This is a genomic window from Paenibacillus sp. 1-8 (assembly GCF_056316205.1).
The window spans coordinates 2214766-2240710 of record NZ_CM149995.1 but is presented as its reverse complement, the minus strand read 5'-3'; the positions used below and the strand labels follow the sequence as shown (position 1 = coordinate 2240710).

The 25945-nt window shown below is 47.0% G+C and carries 29 protein-coding genes and 2 pseudogenes; 6 read left to right on the top strand and 25 right to left on the bottom strand.

The window, feature by feature from the left end; genetic code table 11:
• Positions 1-135: 135 nt before the first annotated feature.
• Positions 136-1560: a glucuronate isomerase gene (uxaC, locus tag AC0WRU_RS10520; protein ID WP_476128226.1), complete on the bottom strand. Its 1425-nt coding sequence runs from the start codon at positions 1558-1560 to the stop codon at positions 136-138.
• 615 nt (positions 1561-2175) lie between these two features.
• Here uxaC and alsS point away from each other — a divergent pair.
• Positions 2176-3873: an acetolactate synthase AlsS gene (gene alsS / locus AC0WRU_RS10515; protein ID WP_476128225.1), complete on the top strand. Its 1698-nt coding sequence runs from the start codon at positions 2176-2178 to the stop codon at positions 3871-3873.
• 162 nt (positions 3874-4035) lie between these two features.
• Complete coding sequence (budA, locus tag AC0WRU_RS10510) at positions 4036-4782, top strand: acetolactate decarboxylase (protein WP_025685575.1); 747 nt, start codon at positions 4036-4038, stop codon at positions 4780-4782.
• A 301-nt stretch (positions 4783-5083) separates the two neighbouring features.
• Here the strand turns inward: budA and AC0WRU_RS10505 are convergent, their stop codons facing one another.
• The 6 genes and pseudogenes from AC0WRU_RS10505 to murI form a co-directional block, all read right to left on the bottom strand.
• On the bottom strand, positions 5084-5260 hold the full coding sequence (locus AC0WRU_RS10505) for a hypothetical protein (RefSeq protein WP_476128224.1): 177 nt from the start codon (positions 5258-5260) through the stop codon (positions 5084-5086).
• Positions 5261-5363: 103 nt separating this feature from the next.
• Complete coding sequence (locus AC0WRU_RS10500; protein WP_476128223.1) at positions 5364-6332, bottom strand: S8 family peptidase; 969 nt, start codon at positions 6330-6332, stop codon at positions 5364-5366.
• Between the two features lie 244 nt (positions 6333-6576).
• Positions 6577-7977, bottom strand: coding sequence for an MATE family efflux transporter (locus tag AC0WRU_RS10495; protein ID WP_476128222.1), 1401 nt, complete (start codon positions 7975-7977; stop codon positions 6577-6579).
• Between the two features lie 65 nt (positions 7978-8042).
• Positions 8043-8285, bottom strand: a pseudogene (locus tag AC0WRU_RS10490) (VOC family protein); the annotation flags it as partial.
• A 60-nt stretch (positions 8286-8345) separates the two neighbouring features.
• Positions 8346-8555, bottom strand: a complete 210-nt coding sequence (locus tag AC0WRU_RS10485; RefSeq protein ID WP_476128221.1) for a hypothetical protein — start codon at positions 8553-8555, stop codon at positions 8346-8348.
• Positions 8556-8675: 120 nt separating this feature from the next.
• Positions 8676-9479 carry a glutamate racemase gene (murI, locus tag AC0WRU_RS10480; RefSeq protein WP_476128220.1) on the bottom strand — a complete coding sequence of 268 codons (804 nt, stop codon included), beginning with the start codon at positions 9477-9479 and terminating at the stop codon, positions 8676-8678.
• 274 nt (positions 9480-9753) lie between these two features.
• On the opposite strand from murI, the gene AC0WRU_RS10475 reads away from it, so the two are divergent.
• Entirely contained in the window at positions 9754-10380 is a 627-nt protein-coding gene (locus AC0WRU_RS10475; RefSeq protein WP_476128219.1) for an FMN-dependent NADH-azoreductase, read from the top strand.
• 143 nt (positions 10381-10523) lie between these two features.
• Here AC0WRU_RS10475 and AC0WRU_RS10470 read toward each other — a convergent pair whose 3' ends face one another.
• The 9 genes from AC0WRU_RS10470 to zwf all read right to left on the bottom strand — a co-directional run bounded on the left by AC0WRU_RS10470 (position 10524) and on the right by zwf (position 18620).
• The gene (locus tag AC0WRU_RS10470) at positions 10524-11033 is read right to left on the bottom strand and encodes a hypothetical protein (RefSeq protein WP_476128218.1); all 510 of its coding nucleotides are present in this window, start codon (positions 11031-11033) and stop codon (positions 10524-10526) included.
• Between the two features lie 173 nt (positions 11034-11206).
• Positions 11207-11362, bottom strand: a complete 156-nt coding sequence (locus tag AC0WRU_RS10465) for a hypothetical protein (RefSeq protein ID WP_170970838.1) — start codon at positions 11360-11362, stop codon at positions 11207-11209.
• A gap of 700 nt (positions 11363-12062) precedes the next feature.
• Complete coding sequence (locus tag AC0WRU_RS10460; protein WP_476128217.1) at positions 12063-13148, bottom strand: lactonase family protein; 1086 nt, start codon at positions 13146-13148, stop codon at positions 12063-12065.
• Between the two features lie 67 nt (positions 13149-13215).
• Positions 13216-13662, bottom strand: a complete 447-nt coding sequence (locus tag AC0WRU_RS10455) for an OsmC family protein (protein ID WP_476128216.1) — start codon at positions 13660-13662, stop codon at positions 13216-13218.
• Positions 13663-13717: 55 nt separating this feature from the next.
• Positions 13718-14926, bottom strand: a complete 1209-nt coding sequence (locus tag AC0WRU_RS10450) for an MFS transporter (RefSeq protein WP_476128215.1) — start codon at positions 14924-14926, stop codon at positions 13718-13720.
• A gap of 170 nt (positions 14927-15096) precedes the next feature.
• Positions 15097-15366, bottom strand: coding sequence for a hypothetical protein (locus AC0WRU_RS10445; RefSeq protein ID WP_025685604.1), 270 nt, complete (start codon positions 15364-15366; stop codon positions 15097-15099).
• Positions 15345-16019: an SOS response-associated peptidase gene (locus tag AC0WRU_RS10440; protein ID WP_476128213.1), complete on the bottom strand. Its 675-nt coding sequence runs from the start codon at positions 16017-16019 to the stop codon at positions 15345-15347. The genes AC0WRU_RS10445 and AC0WRU_RS10440 overlap by 22 nt, the downstream gene beginning before the upstream one ends.
• Positions 16020-16167: 148 nt before the next feature.
• Complete coding sequence (gnd, locus tag AC0WRU_RS10435) at positions 16168-17061, bottom strand: phosphogluconate dehydrogenase (NAD(+)-dependent, decarboxylating) (RefSeq protein WP_476128212.1); 894 nt, start codon at positions 17059-17061, stop codon at positions 16168-16170.
• A 56-nt stretch (positions 17062-17117) separates the two neighbouring features.
• Entirely contained in the window at positions 17118-18620 is a 1503-nt protein-coding gene (gene zwf / locus AC0WRU_RS10430; RefSeq protein WP_476128211.1) for a glucose-6-phosphate dehydrogenase, read from the bottom strand.
• A 291-nt stretch (positions 18621-18911) separates the two neighbouring features.
• Here zwf and AC0WRU_RS10425 point away from each other — a divergent pair, with 291 nt between their 5' ends.
• The gene (locus tag AC0WRU_RS10425) at positions 18912-19232 is read left to right on the top strand and encodes a winged helix-turn-helix transcriptional regulator (protein WP_025685608.1); all 321 of its coding nucleotides are present in this window, start codon (positions 18912-18914) and stop codon (positions 19230-19232) included.
• Positions 19233-19366: 134 nt separating this feature from the next.
• On the top strand, positions 19367-19696 hold the full coding sequence (locus AC0WRU_RS10420; protein WP_476128210.1) for a hypothetical protein: 330 nt from the start codon (positions 19367-19369) through the stop codon (positions 19694-19696).
• A 10-nt stretch (positions 19697-19706) separates the two neighbouring features.
• Here the strand turns inward: AC0WRU_RS10420 and AC0WRU_RS10415 are convergent, their stop codons facing one another.
• The 7 genes and pseudogenes from AC0WRU_RS10415 to AC0WRU_RS10385 form a co-directional block, all read right to left on the bottom strand.
• A complete protein-coding gene (locus AC0WRU_RS10415) occupies positions 19707-20630 on the bottom strand; it encodes an NAD(P)/FAD-dependent oxidoreductase (RefSeq protein WP_476128209.1) in 924 nt (307 codons plus the stop codon).
• Positions 20631-20855: 225 nt separating this feature from the next.
• Positions 20856-21458 carry a nitroreductase family protein gene (locus AC0WRU_RS10410; protein ID WP_025685611.1) on the bottom strand — a complete coding sequence of 201 codons (603 nt, stop codon included), beginning with the start codon at positions 21456-21458 and terminating at the stop codon, positions 20856-20858.
• 105 nt (positions 21459-21563) lie between these two features.
• Positions 21564-21794, bottom strand: a complete 231-nt coding sequence (locus AC0WRU_RS10405) for a hypothetical protein (RefSeq protein ID WP_025685612.1) — start codon at positions 21792-21794, stop codon at positions 21564-21566.
• Between the two features lie 112 nt (positions 21795-21906).
• A pseudogene (locus AC0WRU_RS10400) lies at positions 21907-22220 on the bottom strand ((2Fe-2S) ferredoxin domain-containing protein).
• 29 nt (positions 22221-22249) lie between these two features.
• A complete protein-coding gene (locus AC0WRU_RS10395; RefSeq protein WP_476128208.1) occupies positions 22250-22753 on the bottom strand; it encodes a metallophosphoesterase family protein in 504 nt (167 codons plus the stop codon).
• A gap of 23 nt (positions 22754-22776) precedes the next feature.
• Positions 22777-23211 carry an Rrf2 family transcriptional regulator gene (locus tag AC0WRU_RS10390; RefSeq protein ID WP_476128207.1) on the bottom strand — a complete coding sequence of 145 codons (435 nt, stop codon included), beginning with the start codon at positions 23209-23211 and terminating at the stop codon, positions 22777-22779.
• Positions 23212-23310: 99 nt separating this feature from the next.
• Complete coding sequence (locus AC0WRU_RS10385; RefSeq protein WP_476128206.1) at positions 23311-23688, bottom strand: DivIVA domain-containing protein; 378 nt, start codon at positions 23686-23688, stop codon at positions 23311-23313.
• A gap of 154 nt (positions 23689-23842) precedes the next feature.
• On the opposite strand from AC0WRU_RS10385, the gene AC0WRU_RS10380 reads away from it, so the two are divergent.
• Positions 23843-24412, top strand: coding sequence for a TraR/DksA C4-type zinc finger protein (locus AC0WRU_RS10380; RefSeq protein WP_025685616.1), 570 nt, complete (start codon positions 23843-23845; stop codon positions 24410-24412).
• Positions 24413-24528: 116 nt separating this feature from the next.
• Here AC0WRU_RS10380 and AC0WRU_RS10375 read toward each other — a convergent pair whose 3' ends face one another.
• Positions 24529-25533, bottom strand: coding sequence for a Gfo/Idh/MocA family protein (locus tag AC0WRU_RS10375; RefSeq protein WP_192510472.1), 1005 nt, complete (start codon positions 25531-25533; stop codon positions 24529-24531).
• Between the two features lie 19 nt (positions 25534-25552).
• The gene (locus AC0WRU_RS10370; RefSeq protein WP_476128205.1) at positions 25553-25915 is read right to left on the bottom strand and encodes a replication termination protein; all 363 of its coding nucleotides are present in this window, start codon (positions 25913-25915) and stop codon (positions 25553-25555) included.
• Positions 25916-25945 lie beyond the last annotated feature (30 nt).

Sequence of the window (25945 nt, the reverse complement as noted above, 5' to 3'; positions counted from 1 at the left end):
CTCTATCTTTGTAATTATTTTCACATTCTTGTCTGATACGTATTCTGTTTTCAATCCCCCTTACCCGGAGCTTGAATTGCCTCCCGGCAAGGGCATCTATTGAAATGTGAATTTACAAGTTCTTCCTGTACATCATCACTTGCTGTGAACAACCGTCGGGAAATTAAAATATTGCTTGGCATTATTGTAGCTAATGTTTTGTACCATTTCTCCGAGCAGCTCCAGATCCTCAGGTGCCTTGCCCTCCTGTACCCATGTTCCGATCAAATCACAAAGTATCCGCCGGAAATATTCGTGCCGTGTATAGGACAGGAAGCTGCGGGAATCCGTCAGCATACCAATGAAGCGGGACAGCACGCCATAGTTTGCGAGCAGCTTCAATTGCTCCAGCATGCCTTCGATATGGTCGTTATACCACCAAGCGGTACCAAACTGGATTTTACCTGGTGTTCCGCCAGACTGGAAGTCGCCTGCAAGACTTGCCAGCACCGGATAATCAACTGAGTTGAGTGAATACAAAATTGTTCGCGGCAGACCTCCTGCCAGCTCCTGTGCATCCAACAATGCTGCCAGCGGACGAGCGATGGAGCCGTCATTCACTGCATCATAGCCTGTATCCGGTCCCAAGCTGCGGAACATGGCCGTGTTATTGTTACGCAGTGCGTGAATATGGTACTGCATAGCCCAGCCATGCTCTGCATACTGTTTCCCAAGGAATACAAGGACGTACGATTTGTATTTCGCCTCTTCTAATGGAGTCACATGGCCTTCCTCCAGCGCCTTGCTGTATATCACTGCCGCTTCCTCACGTGTTGTTTCTTCATAAACGACCGTATCCAGCGCATGATCGGACACCCTTCCTCCAGCAGCATGGAAGTGACGGACCCGGCTCGCCAGCGCGTTCAAAAATCCTTCCAGACCGGAAACATCCAGTCCGCTCACTTCACCCAATCGAGCGACCCAAGGCTGGAATGTTTCACGGTTAATTTCCAGTGCTTTGTCTGGGCGGAAGCTTGGCAGTACAGCCACTGGAAAATCCGTCAGCTTGCTAATTTGTTTATGATATTCGAGATGGTCCGTCGGATCATCAGTAGTGCACACAACGGTTACCTTTGAATTCACAATCAGATCACGTGCCCCAAAGCCCTTTCCTTGCAGCTTTTGGTTCACCTTTTCCCAAATCACAGGCGCGTTCTGTTCGTTCAGCAGTTCATGGACACCAAAAAAGCGTTGAAGCTCCAAATGCGTCCAATGATACAGCGGGTTGCCGATCAGTGTAGGTACGGTTTTGGCCCAAGCCAAAAATTTGTCATAGTCTTCCGCATCTCCAGTAATCAGGCGTTCCTCAACTCCATTGGCCCGCATGAGTCTCCATTTGTAATGATCTCCGTACAGCCATGCTTCTGTAATGTTTTTGAACGTTTTATTTTCGTAAATTTCCTGTGGACTTAAATGACAATGATAGTCGATAATCGGTAGATCCTTGGCATACTGATGATACAAAATTTCAGCGGTTGGATTGCTCAACAAAAAATTGTCGTCTAAAAATGCTTTGGTCATGGCTCATTCGTCCCTTCTATAATCATGTTTCTGAATAATTGTTAACGTGAACAAAAAAAGAATTCGATTTTGCTGCTATTCAGTAATAGCATTCTATAACGCATAGCAGGTTACCTACTTATATCAAATGATACCGCTATAATACGATACCTGCATGTCGAATCACCCTTGATTACTTCTCCTTAAATTTAATGTTTACGTTAACAACAATTACATTGTAACCGCTATCCTTTGCAGAGGAAAGTGATTTTTATCATGTGGAGGAACAAAAAAACAGACCTGCCACAACCTCTGCAGATCTGTTTTCTTCGTCCAGCTTTATTTCAGACTATATGAACCGTTTCAACTTTCACTCCCTCTTCCCCTTCATCTCGTCATCTTCAATAAAATGCCCCTCACTTATTTTAGGGCATGAGCGTTGTTTGAAAATCCTTTATTTCCAAATCTCCGCAATTTTTATTTTTCCTCTTAAACCGCGCTTTGAAAACGTTTTTATATATTTTCGCTCTTTTTCAGAAAATTTTACTCTTGAAAGTACCAGTTATTGTATTATAATTGTCATATACAACCAATGTTTTACATTGAAAGTATTTTGTAACCATATCCAAAGAAGAGGTGATTGCGTTGAGCACAAAAGTGCAAACTATCCATGCTAAAACCGCTACAAAAGGAGCTGACCTCGTTGTCGATTGCTTGATTAAACAAGGTGTAACGCACATTTTTGGTATTCCAGGTGCCAAGATTGACTCGGTTTTCGATGTCCTTCAAGAACGCGGCCCGGAACTGATCGTATGCCGTCACGAGCAAAATGCCGCCTTTATGGCAGCCGCCGTCGGTCGTCTAACTGGCAGACCGGGCGTATGTCTCGTCACTTCCGGCCCCGGTGCGTCAAATTTGGCTACAGGACTTGTCACCGCTAATGCGGAAAGTGATCCCGTCGTCGCTCTCGCTGGCGCAGTTCCAAGATCAGAGCGTTTGAAACGCACTCACCAATCCATGGATAACGTCGGGTTATTCGAGCCTATCACCAAATACAGTGTGGAAGTAGAGCATCCCGATAGTGTACCAGAAGCCATTACCAACGCATTTCGGATTGCGACCTCAGCACAGCCTGGAGCAACCTTTGTCAGTCTACCGCAGGACGTGTTGACTTCGTCATCCGAAGTGACCGCCATTGAGAAGCTTTCCCTTCCACAGCTTGGAACTGCACCAGCTGGACTTATCAAACAAGTAGCAGACCAAATCAGCCAAGCCAAGCTGCCTGTTCTTTTGCTTGGTATGAAAGCGAGCACTCCCGAAGCTACAGCAGCCATCCGCGCGCTCATTCAGAACACGGATTTGCCTGTCGTCGAAACCTTCCAGGCTGCCGGAGCCATTTCCCGCGAATTGGAGAATCATTATTTTGGCCGAGTCGGTCTGTTCCACAATCAGCCGGGTGACATGCTCCTTGGAGCCGCAGATCTGGTGCTGACTATTGGCTATGACCCCATTGAATACGATCCGAAAAACTGGAACATTCCTGCAAACCGGACCCTCATTCATCTCGATGATCATCAGGCGGATATCGACCATGATTATCAACCGGATTACGAACTGATCGGCAATATAGCCCTGATCGTGCGCAGTCTCGCAGAAGAATTGCCTACAGTAAAACTACCTGAAGCCTCATGCGCCCAACTGAATCGTCTTCGTCACGAGTTGAACGAGCAAGCCGCCGTTCCTGCTCGCAAGCACAACTATCTGATTCATCCATTACAATTCATTCGTACGCTGCGCAGCCTGATTGATGATAACGTCACGGTCACCTGCGATGTGGGTTCACACTACATTTGGATGGCCCGGTATTTCCGCTCCTATGAGCCGCGTCGCCTTCTGTTCAGTAACGGAATGCAGACGCTCGGTGTAGCTCTTCCCTGGGGCATTGCTGCCACACTAGTCAATCCCGGTCAAAAAGTCGTTTCCATTTCTGGCGACGGAGGATTTCTTTTCTCATCCATGGAGCTTGAAACTGCCGTACGTCTCAACTCCCCACTTGTGCATATTGTATGGAGAGACGGTACCTACGACATGGTCGCTTTTCAACAACAGATTAAATACGGCAGAACGTCCGGCGTAGAATTCGGAGATGTAGATATCGTGAAATATGCCGAAAGCTTCGGGGCAACCGGATTGCGTGTGCATTCCCCTGAAGAACTGGAAAGCGTATTGCAACAGGCACTACATACCGATGGCCCCGTGGTCGTCGATATTCCGATTGATTATCAGGATAATATCCAGTTGGGACGTAAACTGCTGCCCAATCAGTTAAACTGAATTCACAGTTGCCCAATCGTGACAGCTTCGTGACAATGAATGGAGTTTAACGTTTTTTTTATGAGTTTTTTGGGTTATCCATGTTATTTACTGAAATTTTACGTTTATTATTGAAAAAGAAAGAAAATAAATGTATCCAATCACAAAAGGAAGTGTATTGCCATGACCGTTGCAGGACTGGAAACCAAGCAAGAAACTGATCATGATATTTACCAAACGTCCACCATGCTCGCTTTATTGGATGGTCTTTATGACGGAGTTGTTGCCTTTGAGGAGTTGCAAAAGCACGGGGATTTCGGAATTGGTACCTTTGATCAACTGAATGGCGAGATGATCGCGTTCGATGGTGAATTCTATCACTTGCTTCCAGACGGTACGGCCCATCGCGTAAAACCGGAAGAAACCACACCTTTTTCCACCGTCACCTTTTTCCGTGAAGATTTCACATATACTATTGATCGTCCCATGCATCGTGAAGAGCTGGAAGCCCTGCTGCTAAAGCTGTTTCCAAGCCGTAATCTGTTCTATGCCTTCCGTATGGACGGCACTTTTCGTGAAGTGAAGACACGCACCGTGCCTCACCAGGTGAAGCCTTACAAGCCTTTTATCGAAGCGACCAAATCACAGCCCACGTTCTCCTTTAACGACGCTTCCGGCGTGATTACCGGGTTTTGGACACCTGCGTATGCTCAAGGAATTGGAGTGGCCGGTTTCCATTTGCACTTTATTAACGACGAACGCACCGGAGGCGGGCATGTCTTTGATTTTGTTGTCGACAAGTGCACAATTCGTGTTTGTCAAAAATCCAATCTGCACCTCGTCCTGCCCGAAACACCGGATTATTTGGCCGCCAACCTGTCCAGAGAAAATCTGGAGAAGGAAATCGCCGTTACCGAGGGTGCGCAATAATCGCAGTGTATGATTCAACAAGGTACAGTCTATATAAATTGAACTGGAAATGTACATGACGTGCCACTCCGCCAACCCCAAGTAAAAACCAAAGATCGCAGCCCAGAAGAGATACTTGATGCTCTCTGGCTGCGATCTTTTTTAGTATGCACTTCCGAATAAATGCGCGATAATGATTATCTATTGTTTTTCTCATCATTTCATACTTACGTCTCAATCTGATCCAGCTTATCTGCATAATATTGAATCGCTCGTGAGTACGCTTGTGTTGGCGAGTCCGAGGTGGTTTCAGCCAGCTCCGTTAACAGGCCCTGCATGCATCATTCTGCTCCTGCTCCAATGCCTTCAATAACAGCTTGCGCGCTTCCTCCGCCTGCCCTGTGCGCCTTAGCTCGCTGGCTTTTGCAATAATATCGTTCAGGTCAGTTCCTCCGCTTCTAATCCATCCCGTGTCTTTGAGATACATCTTACCCGACATTTGAACACGCTGTAAATAAGGTTTATCTAATTCTGAAACACAAAAAAGCGGCTCCCCCTCAGGAGAACCGCTATATAACCGTAGTTACGGCTTATTTAACATTTTATGATCCTGCACTCAATATCCCCGCTACACGCTGAGCGTCGAAAATACGGGAAAGCTCCTCCACCGCTGTCAAGTACAACAGCCCATTGCCTTCCAGCTTAGCAGAATGACCGAGTGGAATGGTACGTTTGATCAGTTGGGCGTATAGCTCCGGTTCGGTGAGATTCCGCTCAAAGCTCGCGTTCGCCAACTGCTTAATCAGCGCCAAAGCACCCGCTACATGCGGGGTAGCCATTGAAGTACCGCTGAAGGTCGCATATTGGCCGCCCGGAACGGTAGACAAAATATCTTCCCCCGGCGCAACCAAATCTACCTCATTATTGGAGTTGCTGAAATCGGAAGCATATCTGTCAAAGTTCACAGCACCTACACTGATCACCTCATTATAGCAGCCGGGATAGCCCAACTCGTCCGTCCTGTTGTCACCGTCTCCTTCATTACCCGCTGCGCAGACGACCAAAATTTGGTTCGCTACCGCCTTCTGTACCGCTTCATGCAGCTCAGGCACATCCTCGGGACCACCAAGCGACATAGAAATGATGTCTGCCTTTTGTTCAATCGCATAATGAATGCCCTGAATGATCCAGTCGTATTGACCGGAACCTTGCTTGTTCAGCACCTTGATAATGAGCAAATCCGCCTCCGGGGCCACACCCACCACACCATCCTCATTTTCTGCTGCCGCGATTGTACCCGCCACATGCGTACCGTGACCGTTGTAATCCGTGAAAATATTCGGATCACTGTCATCATCATCTGTGAAGTTCCGGCCACCAATAATGCGTTCCTTCAAATCAGGATGGTCCGCATCACAGCCCGTATCCAGCACAGCAACCTTCACTCCCTGGCCTCGGGTCTGGCTCCACACCGCAGGGGCCTGAACCAGTTCCACCCCTCGCGGTATTTCATTCACCTGTTGCTCCTGCTTGATCACTTGGTAAGGAATGATATGCACTTTACGTTCCATCCTATTCCCTCCTTCATGGATTCAATCGGAAACCATCCGTCTTTGAAACTTTCAAAACCAAAACTTTCAAAACCGAAACTTTGAAAACCTCTACTGAAACTCTTGTTCGAGGTTACTATATTCTAGCAATTTTTGAAAAGTTTGAACATCCCTTTTTGCTTATTTTTGTGAAAAAATAGACATCCCCCATATCCATGGAGAATGCCTATGTATAGAGGTGCCTGAGAAACTACAGCTTCGAGTGTCAGCCTGACAACGAATCCGCTTGAAGTTCAGCCTTGGACAACAGCGACTTGTGCTGCCACTTCCGACCTTTCCAGCGCAGGTAGTGGAAAATGCCTCGTACCCACTCATCGCAGGCATGTGCAATCCACACCCCAAGCACACCATATCCCAGATGAATGCCCAGCACATACGCCAACGGGATTTTGATCCCCCACATCGAGATGATCGCCATCATCAACGGAAACTGTACATCCCCCGCTGCCCGCAAGGAGTTAATGACGACATGATTGAACACACGGCCCGGCTCCAGCAAAATACAGAACAGCAAAATCGCTGCTCCCAGTTGAATAATCGCCGGCTCATCCGTAAAGATCGCCATCACTTCATACCGGAAAAAGGATACCACCACGATCACCGCAATCGTAATGACCAGCGACCATTTCAGGCTGCGCAGCAGTTGGTGATACGCCTTTTCCTTATCTCCTGCACCTATCAGGCGAGCAACAATAATTTCCGTCCCCTCACCCACTGCCATTCCGAACACCATAAAAAAGTACACAATCGTATTCGTATAAAAATGAGTAGCAATCGCCGTTGTCCCCATGAAGCTGACAAACCGGGTCACCATCATTTGGCTGAGCTGATAAGACAACCATTCCAGTCCAGCCGGAATGCCGATTTTCAGGATGGCCACCAGCTTGCTCCATTGAAGCTGTACATAATACTTGATACGGATCGGCGCACTTACACGTTTGTATAACAGAATAAAAATCCAGACACAGGCTACAGCACGACTAATCACCGTTGAAATCGCTGCTCCTGCCACGCCCATTTGCGGCAGACCAAACCAGCCGTAAATCAGCAGCGCATTCCCCACAATATGCAAAATATTCATACCAATGCCCACAACCATCGTGTCTTTGGTAAAACCATGAGAGCGAATAACCGGACCTGCGGTTAGCATAAGCGCTTCCAGAAACAGCGAGCCCCCTGCCAGCATCATATAAATCTCGGCATTTTCCTTAATCGTCGGGGTAATATGGTAAAAGGACAGCAGAAAATCCCGGCTCACGATAAACATCAAACTCAGCGCCAGACCGAATACCAGATTAAAGGTCAGGGCCGAGGCCGTAACACGGCTCGCATCCACATGCTTTTGTGCACCCAATAGTTGAGCGATGATGACACCTACTCCAAGACCAAGCAGATTGAACAAAATAATCGTAAATTCAATCAACTGTCTCGACACACCCACCGCCGACACAACCTCGTCCGACACGTGGCTCAGCATGAATGTATCCACGCTACCCATCAAAATATGAAACAGCATTTCTATAAAGATCGGCCAAGTGATTGCAAAAACCGTCATCGTTTTAACGACTTGCGCTTGCTTGGAGCCGCTTTCCTGCGAAAGTGACATACTTCTGTATTCCTCCCGGATGAGAACCCTGTGTATACTCAGACATTATTATGGATACCGCTTACTCAATCATAAAAAGTCATGTGCTTCTTCTCATTTTTATAATATTCCAGACGATCCTGCAATTGTCTTGTGTGGAATTCAAACTTATGTCCGTCCGGATCTGTAAAATAGACTGACCTTTTGTCCTGTTCATTCCGCTCTCGTCCGGGCAAAATTGTGACATTGAAGGCCCTCAGCTTGTTAAGCATATCCTCAAAATCCGCTTCCGCTACCGAAAATGCAATATGCGTATAGGAATGATGAATTAAAAGCAAATATGATTCCATCCTTGTATACTCATATTCGAGCAAAAGACGTATATCAGATCATATAAGGATTCCTTCGTCCTGTGCAGCAGAAAATCTCTCCATTCCACAAACGGATGGTCTGGATAACCATAATGACGTTCCTCTCCCAGAGGCTTGTAGTGTGCGATCAGCTCCGTCCATGACGGCAATCACTTCGCTTGAAGTTCCTCCAGTCAAGGGCTTGAGTTCTTGCACATGACCTTCAAGTATCAAGTACACCTGCTTCATGAAGCTCCTTTAGGATCAGTTGAACGTCCATCAAAAGCCCCCTCTATGTCTTTAATCTGCTACGCGACTGGCGCTGGAATTCATCGCTATGACTCAATCCGTTCGCCAGCCGCACCTACTTTAAAAAGAAATCTTCTCATGCTCCGCATAAATTTCAAGCGCACGCTCCATTTTATGGACATAGTCCGCATCCTGACTGGTACACAGGAACGTAATGTGTCCCTCCTGCGATTGACCTGCTTTTGCCGGAGATGCCAGCAAATTACGATCAGACAACACCTGTTTTAACCGTCTGACTGTTCCCTGACTTCCGTCGATTAGCTGAATATGGGAAGGAAGCAGCCCCTTCAAGATCTCTTTATAAAAAGGATAGTGGGTACATCCCAAAACGACCGTACCGTATAAGTCCAGATCGAATGCAGCCAGCTTACAGTTAAAATATTCGGCCATTTCTGTCCGGTCAAAATTTAACTGCTCACAAAATTGTACCAGCTCAGGCAAAGGCAACGAATCCACACTTCCATGATCGTCGACTCTGGACACCAGTGCTGCATAACCGGATTGCTTTAACGTCAACGGCGTGGCTAACACTAGCACTCTTTTACCATTCGCTCGATTCATCTCTACCGCAGGCTTCACGGCCGGCTCCATGCCAATGATCGGAATCTGGTATTCATTTCTCAGCTCCGCAACCGCGATACTCGTGGCTGTATTGCAGGCAATGACCAGCGCTTTTACGTCCTCTTTTAAAATAGTTTGTACCGAAGCCTTGACGTATCCACATACCTCTTGCGGTGTTTTCGTCCCGTAAGGAACGTGAAGCGTATCCGCCAAGTATACAAAATTTTCGTTTGGCAGCCGTCGTAAGGCCTCAGATAATACCGTAATTCCACCCAATCCTGAATCAAAAAAACCAATCTTCAAGCTACTCACCTTTTTCGTTCATCTGTTGTGCCTATCCTACTGACTACATGGTAATTTCATTTTTCACCTATTGAATCCATTCTTCTAATCGGCTCATATTTAAATTTTACCGCAAAACAGATATTTTGCAAAAGAAACACATAAATTTTACAGTGTAAAAAATAAAGTAGCTTTTTAAAATAAATTTAATATAAAAGTGTTGACTAATATTATCTTTATATTGTAATATTACGAGGTAACTTACTTACTGAACTTACTTAGGGGGAAATAAACCATGTCTAAAGTATTATTTGTCAAAGCTAATGATCGTACAGCCGAAGAATCCGCAACCGTTAAACTGTATAACGCCTTCGCGGAAAGCTACAAAGCTTCCCATCCATCTGATGAAATCACTGAACTGGATCTGTTCTCCGTCGAGCTTCCTTATTTGAACGCCAACATGATTAACGGCACGTTCAAATCCGCTAGAGGCTTGGAGTTGAACGCAGAAGAAGCTCGCCTGGCAAATATTGCTAACGGCTATTTGGATCAATTCCTGGCAGCAGACAAAGTCGTATTCGCTTTCCCGCTTTGGAACATGACGATTCCAGCTGTACTGCATACGTACATTGACTACTTGAACCAAGCTGGTAAAACATTCAAATACACTGCTGAGGGTCCAGTTGGTCTGGTAACTGAAACTAAAGTAGTGCTGTTGAATGCAAGAGGCGGCGTTTATTCCGAAGGGCCTGCTGCTGCTGCTGAAATGTCTTTGAACTACATGAGCAATATCTTATCCTTCTTCGGTGTGAAAGACATCGTGAACGTTGTACTGGAAGGACATAACCAAGCTCCAGATCAAGCACAAGCCATTGTTGAAGCTGCTGTACAAAGTGCAACAGAAGCTGCAAAATCCTTCTAAATCCATATATATGAGCAGAAGAGGATATTCGCCCCCTAGCAGGGATGGATATCTCTTTTTTTTGTTATAAAGTATGAAAAACACGTGCTCCCCTGATATGAATCAAGTGAAAAGCACGTGTTTGTTATGCAATACCTGGTATGTTAAGGAATAAACTGCTGCACGATTTTAACGACCCTACCGTCACGCAGCGTAACATGGTATGGAAATTGACTGAGATCCAGTACATCTTTTTTTGCAAAATCTTTTTCAAACTGTGCCAGAGGGATCGATTCGTTCCATTTCACATCTGTATCTTCTATATGACCTGTATGATCATAAATTTGCACCTCTACCGAAGCATCTGGCGCAACCTGATACACGTCATTTTGCACGGAATTATTTACGATATAGTAGCCATCCGGTGCTCCGTTCAACCCTGTGTTTCCTTCATGCTCCAAAAATGCCTTATCTGCTGCCGCACCTTCATACCATTCAATCGGGTCAGCCGACAAATAGATTTGTCCGTTACGGATCTCCATTTGGTTTATATAAACGGTCTCCTGATTTTCAGCAGGTGCTACTGGCGTGTAGCCTTGTGCTGTTGCCCCTGCCGTCGTAATCAGCATCATCATTAAAGCCAATACGGTCCATTTCGAAGCTAGTTTCATCATGTCTGATCTCTCCTTACCGTTAGGGTATGTACACGGTGTCTGTAAGCTTCATTACCCTTATGCACTTACTATAAACGTTGTAAGGTTAAAAAGTGTATCAGATACGTAAAAAGAAGTTACGATTTTTTAAGACTTGGTCTTAAAACTTGCTTGCATGTCCTATTTACGCCTTATTATTTGATCAATCCGACCTGACGTGCCTGTTCTTCGGTGAGAATAAACTCTTCATTTTGCCATACCTCGTCCTCTTTGGTTACAGCGAACATTCCCATGATCTCTGTCCAGATTCCTTTGTCGGCGGCTTCCTTTTGTGTAATGATAATTTTCATGTGAATCCCTCCTTTGTATACTCTTATCGGTCTGTGAGCCCACTACGCAAACAGATGGTTTCTCCGGTCGCTGTTGAAGCCTGATTTTTTCATTATATTTAAATGGTTAAAATCTGGTTCCAAAGGCGAACGCTATCGCTTCTCCGAAATCCATCTGCCCGCTTCGTTACTCAACTTATCCCTGCCACACTATGAGCAAAACTTCCGATATGAACAGACCGTTGCTTCTCCAAAATGTATACTTTTGTTTAAGAAACTTCTAAAACTTATGTTGAATTTGCAATACTTGTCTTAGATTCGCCCAAGGGATTCTTGTCCCGCTTATAACATATGTACCCTTTTCCTGTCGAGATTATTCGTTTCTTATTTGTAACCTTAAAATTTTAGATTATTTCCAAAGCAATGACTTCTATAAAAATAACCAGCCATAAAAAGAAAAACGGCCGTAGGTTTACCTACAGACCGTAATTCTCAAGAATTTTCTATGAACAGTTGCCCAGAAGCATAAAAGCAGCGGAGAGGACGAAATCGTTCTGAAGAAGCGTTAGCGTTCGCCTTTGTCCCCGGATTTCTATCCTTGAACATATAATCAAGAAATCCGGGGGCAACAGCGATCGGAAGAATGATCCGTCCTCGTAGCGGCCATTAACCGCATACCGTTATTCAGTCATCCAGTATCATATAGGACGTAACGCCCTTTTTACACAGAAAAGTAAAAAGGCTGCACGCATACCGGCTTGGACACGGTTACTTGTTGTCCAGTATAGGTTAAGCGACCGCTTGCCTTGTCCACTTTGAACGTAACAATGTTGTTGGTGTCACGGTTTGCCACCAGCAAATGATCTCCGTTTGGAGTCAGAGCAAAATGGCGCGGATGCTCGCCTTTGGCAGATACATGCTCTACCAGGCTCAGCTTGCCTGTTGCAGCGTCTACAGCGAACACTACGATGCTGTCATGCCCACGGTTAGAACCGTACACATAAGCACCATCCTCCGAAATAGCAATCTCAGCGGTTGTATTTTCGCCCGTAAAATCAGACGGCAATGTAGGCACGCTCTCAAGCTCAGTAAGCTTGCCTGCTTCTGCGTCATACGCAAAAGAAGTAATGGAAGAATCCACCTCATTAATGACAAAAGCAAACTTACCGTTCGGGTGGAACGTCAAGTGACGTGGACCTGCACCTGCATGGGTTTTCGTTTCGCCATGAAGCACCAGTTGTCCTTTGCTGTCATCAATAGTATAGACACGGATCAGATCCAGACCGAGATCCTGTACGAACAGGAAACGACCGTCAGGGCTAAAGAAACTGGAGTGTGGATGCGGACGATCCTGACGCTCAGGATGCGCTCCCTTGCCCTCATGCTGTTTAACATCCAGCAACTCGCCGATACGACCATCCTCGGTTAGAGACACCAGTCCCACCATACCTCCGTGGTAGCTGACTACGACCAGGTAGCGATCGGATGGATCACGCTGAATGTGACAGGTTGTTGCGCCAACGTTTTCCGCCCGGTTAAGAAATGTAAATGTTCCCTTGACCGGATCAATTTCAAAAGCAGTAGCTTCGCCCACCTTCGCTCCAGCAGCAGAAGTCGTTTCTCCAATGGAATACAGCTTCCGGTTCTTTACGTCCACATTCAGGAAGGTTGGATTTTTCAATCCGGAGAACTCATCCTGTAATGTAAGAACCCCTGTTTCTTCATTAAAAGTGTACGCATAAACTCCGCTGCCTTCCAATTCGGCGTAAGAGCCTGCGAATACGAGCAATTTTTGTTGTGCTGTCATGGTTGTGTCCTCCTCGAATTAGAAAAATAATGGGCAATTGGAATGATTGCTCCTGGTTCAAATAGCGCTAAGAGGCGCGTTGCACGACGGGCACTGTAGACAAAGCCACATTTCCCGCTACGGCACGCGAGATCATGCAAGAGCTCTCTGCCTGCTCTGCCAGTCGCAATGCCTGTTCGATCTGCGATTCTGTCGCATCGGCGGCCAATTGAACTTGCGGACGATGAATAATTCGACGATATGTAAAAATATTGTTCGTTACATCAACAATGCCTTCGGATTCCAGTGCCAGTGAAGCCACCGGAAGACCAGCGCGCTCCATCATCGCCGCCAATGTAATCAAATAGCAGGTCGCGGCAGCGCCTAGCAGCATTTCATCCGGATTGGTGCCCACACCGGGACCACCCATCTCCGCCGGGATCGAAATCGCTGTCCGCAGCTGTCCGGCCTCAATATGACCGTCGCTGTTGCGCCCCCCGTTCCAGTCTGCCTTGAGCAGAAAGGTATGCTCCATTTCAGGTCACTCCTCTCTCTTGTATTATGAATCTTTACACAGGTGAATGTAAAGGTTAGTCGATCTCCCGATTTTTCGTTTCGGTCCCGAGCAACCATACCGCCGCCGCTCCAATCAGGATCGCTACGAAGAAAATCACAAAGATAGATTGCAGCGCCATGCCCTGTCCGACCAGCATACCGACCAGGAAAGGTCCGATCACGCCACCGATACGGCCAAACGCAGCCGCCATACCCACTCCGGTAGAGCGGACGGCTGTCGGGTACAATTCCGGGGTATAGGCATACATCGCTCCCCACGCACCGAGATTGAAAAAGGACAAGCAGATACCAGCAGCCAGCAGCATTCCTGCCGTTTCCGAGGTACCGAACCAAATGGCGGACACGGCCGTCAGCAGTAAATAGACGATCAGCACGAATTTGCGGCCCAGCTTCTCAATCAGATATGCGGCAGTAAAATAACCTGGCAATTGCGCCAGCGTCATGATCAGGACGTACTCAAAGCTTTTAACCAGCTCAAAGCCCTTCATAAACATAATGCTTGGCAGCCACAGAAACATTCCGTAATAGGAAAATACAACCGTAAACCATAAAATCCACAGCATGAGCGTGGACTTGCGGTTCGGCCCTGACCAAATGGAAGCCAGTCTTGCACGCAGCGGAAGCTTGACACTCTGCTGCTTGTATCGCGGTGAATCCTCTACCGCTTTGCGTAAATAAAGAGCGTACAGGGCTGGTACTGCGCCGAGAATAAAGGCCATCTGCCAGCCGTACTTTGGAATAACAAAATAGGCAATAAGCGCCGAAAGAATCCATCCCGCCGCCCAGAAGCTTTCCAACAGAACGACCGCTTTTCCCCGTTCCTGAACCGGCACCGATTCCGACACCAGCGTCGAAGCCACAGGCAGTTCCCCTCCCAAGCCTACGCCTGCAATAAAACGCAGCACCAGCAGTACACCGAGCCCGGTCGCCAAAGCCGACAAGCCGCTTGCAATGGAAAAGATCAACAGCGTCCACACTAATATCGCGCGCCTGCCATAGCGATCAGCCAAAATCCCCGCTAAAGCGGCCCCAAACACCATCCCTATTGAATTCATCGCAGTCAGCAGACCAATCTGCTCTGAACCCAAATGCCACTCCTTAGCCAGCGCTGCGGCTATGAACGAAAGCAGCCCCACGTCCATGGCATCAAACAGCCAACTGAGTCCCGCGCTAAACAGCAGCTTTCGCTTTTTGGATGGTGGTAATGAAGTCAATTCACTCATGATTCGCTCTCCCTTAAAAATGCATCGTATATAGCCGTATATTCAGGTGTCTTGTCACCTGTAGCTTAGCATCTATTGTACCGCAAGCTCCCTCCATCTGCGAGCATTTTAACGTAAAAAAATCTCTTGTTGTCGCTCTTGAAAGGAAAACGAAAAAAGCGGAAGATTGCCTAGGGCAATTCTCCCGCCTTCTGGAACCTGCCACTTACCGGTTTTGGACCAGACCGATGATCGTCACCATGAGCACTAGCAGTTGGATGAGTGTATCGTTGCTCATTCCAATCGCCTCCATCCCATATGAGATACTCCTTCGGCCGTTTCCCCTCTCCCCGGATCATGACGCTTGTTCCCCAATACATACCTATGCAGGCGGCGGGAAGCTTATGATCTGTAGTGAATGAAAAATCTCCATATTCATTTAAGGCTTGATCCAGGACCATTGCAAATCCATTTCCTGAATGCATTCGCGGTTATCATGTTCGTCATTGGCGACCAGTGGGGTCACCGGATAGATGCTCATGTCGCCCTGTTCATACGTGCGCAGCAACGGTAGCAACTCATCGATGTTCTTTATGGACGGGTCCAGCCATGAATCCATATGTGCAGATTCCAAAATGGCGGGCATACGGCTGTCAAATTCACGAATATCCGAATTGGCCTGCACCGTCATCATCGTACAGGTACGTAGCGGCTCCTTACGGCTATCCTGCCATACCTCATACAATCCCGCGACCGCAAACATTTTCTGTCCCGGCAGCACCACTCGCACTGCGCACATACGTTTACCGAGCTTTCGCCAATAATAAAAACCGTTGCAAGGAATGACACAGCGCCGAGTTTCGGCCATTTTGCGATAGCTCGGATTCACTCGAACTGTATTCAAATCAGCATTGACGCAATCCTTCCCCCAGTAGGGGATAAATCCCCAGCGAAATTCATCTAGCACCCGTTCCCCCTCCTGATGCAGCACGATGGGAACATGCTGGGTAGGGCTCATATTGTAACGCGTTTTATAATAATACATCACCCGTTGTATGCCAAAATGATCCCTTACCTCGTCCAAATCAGCCGATAACGAAAACCTTTTGCACATATGCTATTCATCCTTCCGCCTTCTTTTTCATCTATTGTGCGGTTATACAAGGAAAAATATGCATAAAGCAAAAAAGCGCCGGCAAGAACATATAGCAATATCCCCGCAGTTGTGAAGCTACGGGGATAAATACTAGCTTATATCGTTATTACTTCTTTTCTACCGCGTGACCGCCAAATTCATTGCGCAGCGCGGCAACGACTTTACCGTTGAACGTATCTGCATCCAGTGAACGGTAACGCATCAGCAGGGATAACGCGATAACCGGAGTTGCCGCCTGAATGTCCAATGCTTCCTCAACTGTCCATTTACCTTCGCCGGAAGAGTGCATAACCCCACGGATTTCATCCAGATTTGCATCCTTGGAAAATGCACGCTCGGTCAAGCCCATCAGCCAAGAGCGAATAACGGAACCGTTGTTCCAAACACGCGCCACTTGCTCATAATCGAAGTCAAAGCTGCTTTTCTCCAGCACTTCAAAGCCTTCACCAATGGAGGCCATCATGCCGTATTCCACACCGTTGTGAACCATTTTGAGAAAATGTCCGCTACCGGATTTACCTGCATACAGATAACCATTTTCCACTGCTGTATCCCGGAAAATAGGCTCAACAAACGCCCATGCTTCCGGGTCGCCACCGATCATGTAACAAGCGCCACTGCGTGCACCTTCCATACCGCCAGAGGTTCCGGCATCCATGAAGCTGATGCCGTATTCCTTCAGACGAGCATGACGGGCAATGGACTCTTTGTAATGAGAGTTACCACCTTCAATAATAATGTCCCCTTTGGACAAAATCGGTTGAAGCTGATCCAGTACGGAATCAACAAATTGATGGGGAACCATAATCCACAGCACTCTCGGGGTTTGGGTCGTTTGCACAAGCTCTTCCAGTGTGGAAGCACCTGTAGCACCGTAATCCTTCATTTCTTGAATCGCTGCTGCATTGACGTCATACGCGACAACTTCATGCTTGTGATCGATCAAGTTTTTTCCGAGATTCAAGCCCATTTTTCCCAAACCGATTAATCCAACTTGCATTGTAAAAGCCTCCTGCCGTAGCAAAATATATGTTCAATGTAGTGATGTGTACATATTTACGAACGAACAACCGCTTTTTCAGAAGTTTCGGACTTTTGGTCTAGCCACCATGTAAAGCCCTGCTCCTCCAGCAATTTGTCAGAAGCCTCTGGACCGTAGGAGCCTGCTGCATACGTATGAAGTGGAGCCTCTCCGCGAGCAAAAGCTTCCAGCACAGGCTGTACCCACATCCATGAAAGCTCAACTTCATTCCAGTGAGCGAAAAAGGTGGAATCGCCGCGCAGCGCATCAAAGATCAGACGCTCATAAGCTTCCGGTACATCCTTGGCCTCTGATGTATAATTCATCAGCACCGTCTCCAGTTGACCGTTGTTCAGCGGGTCCTTACTGTTCAGACGCAGCGTTACTTTTTCATCCGGGTTCACATGAATCGTAAGCAAGTTCGGCTCGGATGGCTGTCCTTGGGCTGCATACGGGTCTGTGCTGTCCTTTTTGAATTCCACGACGATACGTGTGGATTTTTCCTTCATGCGTTTGCCTGTGCGAATATAGAACGGCACACCTGACCATTGCTCATTGTCAATCCACAGACGAGCTGAGATGAAAGTATCATTTTGCGAATCCGGTCCAATGTCCGGTTCTTCTCTATAGGAAGGAACTGCTTTTCCGTTAATCTCACCGTTCGTATATTGGCCTCTCACCACGCTGGAAGCAATGTCGGACGGATCGAGCGCACGCAGCGCATCCATCACCTTGCGTTTTTCGTCACGTACCTGATCTGCCGTTACATGTCCCGGCTTGTTCATAGCCGCCATCATCAGCACTTGCAGCATGTGATTTTGTACCATGTCCCGAATAGCTCCGGAGTGATCGTAATAACCAGCGCGTTCCTCGACGCCTACAGTTTCGGAAGCGGTAATTTGCACATTGGCAATGTATTGATTGTTCCACACACCCTGAAGCAATGGATTAGCAAATTTCAAGGCTTCCAGGTTTTGCACCATCGGCTTACCCAGGTAATGGTCAATACGATAAATTTCATCCTCGGCAAATGTTCTGCTCAAGCGATCATTCAACTCGCGTGCCGATTCCAGATCATGTCCGAATGGTTTTTCGATAATAAGCCGTTTCCAGCCCTTCGTTTCAGCCAAACCGCTTTCCCGGATGTTGAGGGCAATCACATCAAAAAATTCCGGTGCCACCGATAAGTAAAACATGCGGTTCCCCGGAATTCCCAAGTCATTTTCACGTTGCTCAGCAAGCTGTAACAGCTTTTTATAATCTTCCGGGTGATTGACGTTCAATGCACTGTAGCGGAAAGCGCTCAAGAACTGATCCATCTGTGCACGGTCATCATTCACGTGTCTGGAAAAATCTTTAATGGATTGCTCTACGTTACTTTGAAACTGTTCGTCAGCCACTTCACGACGCCCCATACCGATTACAGAAAAGGAAGCCGGAATTTTACCTTCTACAAACAAATTATACAAGGCAGGGTAGATTTTGCGTTTAGCCAAATCCCCTGTCGCTCCAAATAAGACAAATGTCATTGAATCCATGAATTATTCCTTCTTCCCTTTATAAAAGATGAGGTTATTAAAAGTTACCTGAGGAATTAACGTAACCCATAATACACCCAAAATAAGGGGCAAGTCAATCAAATTTTAGCGAAATGGTGAACTTTCGTTATTCCCTGTAATGATAACGTTTTCTGTGATATGATTAACGTAAGTATGAGAAAAAACTGTTAAAAATGTCACGGTTGACACAAACCAAGATAGTTACTATTGGTATATAGAGTTACTTTTAGTATACTATATAAAACAACCAATGAAATTGAGGGGATTCAGATGAGCGACGACAGGCAGCCTAAGCATTTGTGCGGCAAGGTGGAACAGTCCTTTCAGATCATCAGCAAAAAATGGACCGCTCTCATCATTCATACTTTGATGGAACATCCCAAACGATTCAGTGAAATTCATGTATCCATACCTGATCTTAGCAAACGTATGCTGACCGAACGCATTAAGGAGCTAGAGCTTAGTGGCCTGATCCTTCGCAATGTCATTACAGAGCGGCCCGTGCGCACCGAGTATTCGCTGACACGCAAGGGTAAAGAGCTCGGTGATGCATTGAATGGCGTAGAGAGCTGGGCCGAAAGATGGCTCTAACCGCTAACAGGAGATTGTCAGAGTCTCCTGTTATTGTGTTACCCTTTAGAAATCGTAATATAGGCTATAATACATAATGGTACACCTACCCGACCGCTTATGATTTCGGAGCGAACCAAGAAAGGATGAGACTGATGGCGTTTGGTATTAACCGACAGGAGCTTTCTGCCTGGAAAAGAGAGGTCAGTCGCGGCGAAATTGGTTTTCTGACGCATTACTGGCTGGATGACCGCTTTCCAGGTATTACAACCGTAACCAAGGTGGGTTGTTCCAATTTGGACAAGCTGCGTTTATGGTGCAGCAATAATGGATTGAACCCCCAATATATTCACCAGCGTCAGCCCTATCCCCATTTTGACCTCATCGGCAACAAACAAACGGAAATTTTGCGCAAGTATGGCATGAGCGAGCAATTGGAACGGTTCGGTCTTCATCTTCACACAGGTATACGTCCACCGTTTTAAACCGCAGCTCCTAGATCTGCGGTATTTTTGTTTTTATACCGGATAATACTTTGTGTATCCAGATCGCTGACATTGCTCCTTCTCCCATCGCGACAGTTGCTTGCTCGGCATGGGCCCCCAAATCTCCGGCTACCCATACATTTTCTACACTGGTCATCTTGCTGCGGGGGTGAGTTTCAATATGCTTGTTATCCAGCAAGTGCACGCCCAACTGCTCCGCCAGCTCTGAATGGACATGGTTGCCTCCAAACGCCACAAAGCCTCGCTCCGCCCGAACAACCTCTCCATTAGCCAGTCGAACCCCTTCAAAATGTCCCGGTTCCCCGGTCATGATTCTGGAAATGGATTCTTCCCTGTATCCAATTCCTTTCTCGCGCAGCTTCTCCATCAGCTCGTCCGGCACCTCTGAACGCTCATGGTTCACATAAACCAGGTGGTCCGTACGCGCGGATAATATCAGAGCCATAGAAGCTCCGGCTTTTCCCGCCCCCATCACGACCGTACTGCGATCCTGAACCTCGTATCCGTCACAGTCCGGGCAGATATACACGCTATTGCCCAAGCAGGCCAGAAGCCCGTCCAGCTTTGGAAAGCGGTCGGTCAGCCCCGTTGCCAGCAGCAGCGTCTTTGAGGAATACACGGTCCCCTCTTCCACTTGAATGCCAAAAAGCTCATCTTTTTTGGTGGCTTTTACCGCCTTACCTTCAACGAATTCAGTGCCTAGCTTCGTGGCCTCACTTCGTCCAAGCCGTCGCAGCTCTTCACCTGAAATCCCGTCAGGAAAGCCCAAAATATTATGATACTGATGGCACAACGTGGATCGACCATAACCCGAATCTATCACCAGAACCCGATGACTGCTGTATCTTCCCAATTGAATGGCTGCTTGCAGCCCGGCAATCCCTCCGCCAACAATAATGCAATCGTATGTCATATATTTTTTCCTCCCTCATCAATAACACCTAGGTAACCCTCTCATGCAAATTTAAACATAGCATCACCCGCTTACGCCTGAATTAACCCCTGAACCATCCCGTTCACAAAAAAGAAAAAAGCATATCCAGAAGCTCACTCCTTAAAAATGGAATGGCAAAAAGCACTGTGGATATCCACAGTGCTCTGTTCAGGCCAAACCTGAATCAAGTTTGCATCGTCTGGCTTATTTAAATGTTTTTACGCGTTCTTCAACAGGTTGGAATTCTTTTTCACCTGGTTGGAATGTCGGTTTACCGAATGGCAATTCAGCAATCAATTTCCAATGCTCAGGAATGTTCCATTCATTTTTCACTTTTTCGTCGATCAAAGGATTGTAATGCTGAAGGGATGCGCCCAGTCCTTCTTGCTCCAAAGCTGTCCATACAATCAATTGCAGCATGCCGTTGGATTGGTTAGACCAGATTGGGAAGTTGTCCGCATAAGCTTCAAATTGTTGTTGCAATCCAGCCACTACATTGTTGTCTTCAAAGAACAATACAGTACCGTAGCCGCTACGGAAGCCGTTCATTTTCTCAGCAGTAGATTTAAATTGCTCTTCATTGCCTACAACTTCGCGCAAAATATTTTCTGCAATATTCCACAGTTTGTCGTGATGCTCTCCGAGCAGTACAACTGCACGTGAAGTTTGGGAGTTGAAAGAGGTAGGTGTATATTTAACTGCTTCCTCTACAATCTCTTGAATCCGTTGGTCGGAAATTACTTGTTCTTTGCTAATACCGTAATAGGAGCGTCTTTCTTTCAGAGCTGTGAAGAAATCTTTAGCCATTTTTGCTACCTCCCGAGAAAAATTAATTACTTTTCGTAACTAAATATATATTATATTTATCTTAAAGTCAAGAGATTTATTTTTAAATATTACCAGTTCCTTGATTCATGATGGGCCGCCATTGTATTTTTTCTCACTGGAAGAGGTATGCTTAGTGACATCCTTATCTTTTTCCTCCTGACGTTCCATCTTCAAATCCTCTACGGGAATGGCGTCTACCGTCTGTTCACTTTCAAATCGGTCGAACAAGCTCTCCTGCTCCGTCGGATACTGCTCAGCGTGATCCCGATTTACGGGTTGTTCCTGATGGTGCAGGTCATTGTCAAATGGGGTCATTTTCGCTTCCCTCCCTATCGGATTGGTGTCCACAGTATACTTTTACCTTTCAGGTCAGAGATTAAACGCAAAAAAAAGAAAATCTCCGCAAAGATTTTCTCTACTCACGTTTTTATTTATAGTTTGTTGTGTGAAAAAGATGTGGTTTCAGCTTCTCTCCTGAACAAGCTTCTGCACCAGTTCTGTGCCCGCAGCAGGCGTCATCTGACCATACCAGTCCCCTTGAGGATATACGATCACAACCGCAGCATCGTGACAACGGCCATTACAGCGAGTTCTAGTCGTATGAATATAAGCTTCTGCGTTTTGTTCACGGATTTCATCCCGAATTGCTTGTGTAACTTCTTCTCCCTCATGTCGCATACACGTGCTCCCATTACAGATCAACACATGATGCTTCATCGGTTCCAATTCAAAAATAGCCATAGCTTCCCCTTTAATCAACGGTTGTTGGTTTATTCATGCTTATCTGGATAAAGAACAAGCTGTGCATCCATCTGCCCGGCTTCAATCGTCAGCACGATAAATGAATATTCGTCCTCGCCGCGCTTGTCTGTCGGAGATCCGGGATTGAGGACGAGCAGTCCGTCCAACTTTTTGACAACCGGAATATGCGAATGTCCGTAAATCAGGCAATCCAGCGTTTCTCCCTTAAACGTATTCAGTGCGATATTCTCTGTCGAGCCGCGCCAGCCGTGACCGTGGACCATGCCGATCCGTTTGCCCTCGACTTCAACGATTCTTTGATAGCCCAGACGCTCTACGATGTCTATTCCATCATTGTTTCCGGCAATCCCTTGCACAGGTGCAAATTCGGATAGCCTTTCGTATACGAACCAATCCGTCCAGTCTCCGGCATGGAGAATGAGGTCGCTGCCTTTGAGCTCCTGTACAAGCCGACTAGGAAGTGCTTTGCCTCGGTGCGGCATATGAGTATCTGAAAGTACGATGATTTTCATAGCAATTCTCCTTACCGGCGTCTTTACACGGATGAACTCTGCTGCCCAACCCGCTGCTGAAGCGCCTGCTCCAGATCCCGCAGCGTAACCGTCTCGAAAAACGCCTGTATTTTCTGCTCTGCTACGGTATATAATCCGTCCAGCAAAACGTCGATGTTCTTGCCTACCTCGCAATTGTGATTGCTGTCACTATGGATAGCGAACAGCGGACCGTCGTCTTTGGTCGCTTCATATATCATTTTAAGATTAATATTTGAACTGGACATGCTCAGACGAAAGCCCCGTGCTCCTGGTGAGGAATCAACCAGATCGGCTTGCTTGAGTCGGCTCATGATTCTTCTAACAACCACCGGATTCGTATTGATACTGGAAGCGACAAGTGTCGAAGTCATCCGCTCCGGTGCTCCTTCAGCCAGAAGAAGCAGACAATGGATACTAACGGAAAAATGGGTACTCATGTTAACCACCTTTATATGTGTGCCTCATTAATGTTTGTGTACATATGCATAGTTCCATCATACCACAATGAGAGGCACCGACACAGCGCTTACTGCACCTTACTCCGGAAAATAGTCATTTTCAGGGCGTACTCGCACCTTTAGCTGGCGGACGCTATACTCCAGTTGCTTAACGATGTCCTCCATCTGACGTCGGTCAAGTGCATTATAATCGGCTGCAGGCTTGGGTGCGTTTTTCAAATCACGTATGGTTGCCTGCTGCTCCTGCCACTTGTCCATCAGGTCTGCTATGTTCGCATAGAAGCGTTCATAATCCTTTATCACTTCATCCAGAAAGGCGTCCACCTCGTCCGGATCATAGCCGCGCATTTTATTTTTAAACTGTTTTTCATGAATGGAGAGCGCGTCCAGTTGAATCCCCAGTTGCTTAAACAACTGCTTTTGCTTATCCAGACGACGCTTCATATGTTCATCCATCGGTTATTCCCTCCTTAACACACTATTCTTTTTATATCACATTCTAGGCTGGGAATAAAAGTCTCTGCTGATTGCCTCCCCCGATGAACGGGTATAAAAGAGCATACGCACAGTATGTACAGATTCATTCAGACCACAAAGGGGAGATATGATCATGAGCCATTTGAGCGATTCACAGCTTGCTGAGCTGAAGCATATGTTGCTGGAGCAGAAAAAGGATCTGGAAAAACATTTTAAACAAAATGGTCAGGAAAACTCCAAGCTGGGAGAAACGCTGACGGGTTCCACTGGGGAGCTATCTTCGTATGATAACCATCCGGCAGATGTAGGGACAGAAACCTTTGAACGGTCCCGTGATCTGGCCATTAACGATTCGCTGGAAAGCGAGCTGGATCAGGTCAATGCCGCCCTTCAACGGATGAAGGACGGGACATACGGCATATGTGTGAAAAGCGGCGAAGAAATTCCTTTTGAACGCCTTCAGGCGATTCCGCACACGGCCTATACGGTCGAGCATACTCCCAATCGCGAGTTATCTAATGACCGCCCTGTTGAGGAGCAAGTCATGACTTCCCCGCCCAAGGGTGCTGGTGAGGTTCGCCAGCGGAATGCAGGACGGTTTGACGATGCGGGCGCGTGGGACGCGGTGGAAGAATACGGTACGTCCAACTCGCCTGCCACAGCCGCCAAACGCGATGTTGCTGACTACGATGAAAATATGTAATCGTTGAAGGCTTCACGCTTCTCTGTATGTCTATGTATTCATTTCATCTAAAAAAGCAGCTTGTCCCTGTGACAGGCTGCTTTTTTAGATGCTTTCCGAGAACACGCTTATCCGGTTTATCCGATTTCTACCCGCTTCCGGCTACGTGCCGACTCGATACAAGCGTCGATCACCTTCATATTGCTTACCGCATCTTCGGGTTCATATGGCAACGGTGCACCATCAAGCACCGCTTTGGCAAAAGCATCCGCTTGCAGCTCAAAGGAGTTGAAGCCTTTAAGTCGTTCCTCCCGTGTAACCGAACCGACATGAACAAAAATTTGTGGTACGACAGACGATCTTTCCCAGCCAAACATTTTGGGCATCGCAATCGTGCCTTTACTCCCCAGTACCTCCATATTGGAACGGTTCGCTGCCCACATGCCGCAATCGAAGGTGAGGTTCACCCCGCCCGGAAACTCCAGCAAGCCGGATGCCATCATATCAACATTGTCATGCTCGGGGGAATACAAAGCATGCACAGTTACGGCCTCGGGCTCCCGATCCAAATACATGCGGGCTGCCGAAATCGGGTATACGCCCACATCGTATAAGGAGCCGCCGCCCATGCTTTTATTGAAACGCACATTATCTGCCTGATCGGTATTGTTGAATGTAAATGTGCAATGCATGCCGCGAATGTCACCGATTTCTCCACTATTGATAATTTCCTTAATACGCCGATGTTTTGGATGATAGCGATACATGAAGGCTTCTGCGAAGATGACTCCTGCGCTTTTACATGCTTCAATCATGCGACTTGTCCCGGCTGAGCTAAGAGAGGATGGTTTTTCACACAAAACGTGCTTCCCCGCTTCCGCGGCCCGGATCGTCCACTCTTCATGCAGATGGTTCGGCAACGGGATGTACACCGCCCCGATTTCGGGATCAGCCAACAATTCCTCGTAGCTTCCATAGCTTTTTGGAATATCGAACTCCTGGGCGGCCTCAGCGGCTTTATCCGCATTGCGACTAGCAATTCCAAGTACTTCTCCGCGCTCGGATTGCTGAATCGCCGGAATTACAGCAATTTTGGCAATCTCGGCAGTGCCTAAAATTCCCCATTTCAGCTTTCTACCCATCATTCTCATCCTTTCGTGGTCAGGAATAGTTGTCTTGCTCCGCTTTGTGCAGCATACCTAAGCAACGGTCCAAATCGGTTTTGACCTGCTTCTTGTATAGTCGCGCCTTCTCCTCCCCATCATCTGTAAAATGATAGAGTACAATTTCCTGAAAATCTACGCGGGGATCTGTTCCTTTTAACCGTTTGGTACGGTAAAAAACGCCCTCCTGCACCAACTCGTGCAGCGCCCGATAGACCTCACTCTGAGGCGGAGCATATCCAAAGCCACTAAACTCATCCTTCATCGATTCGAGCATCTGATATCCATAACCGCGATGCTTCTCCACCATTGTGATCAGATAAATTTTGATAAAAGCCCGCTGGGATATCATAAACGCCATTTCACGGCCTCCTCTCCACACCATAGTCTT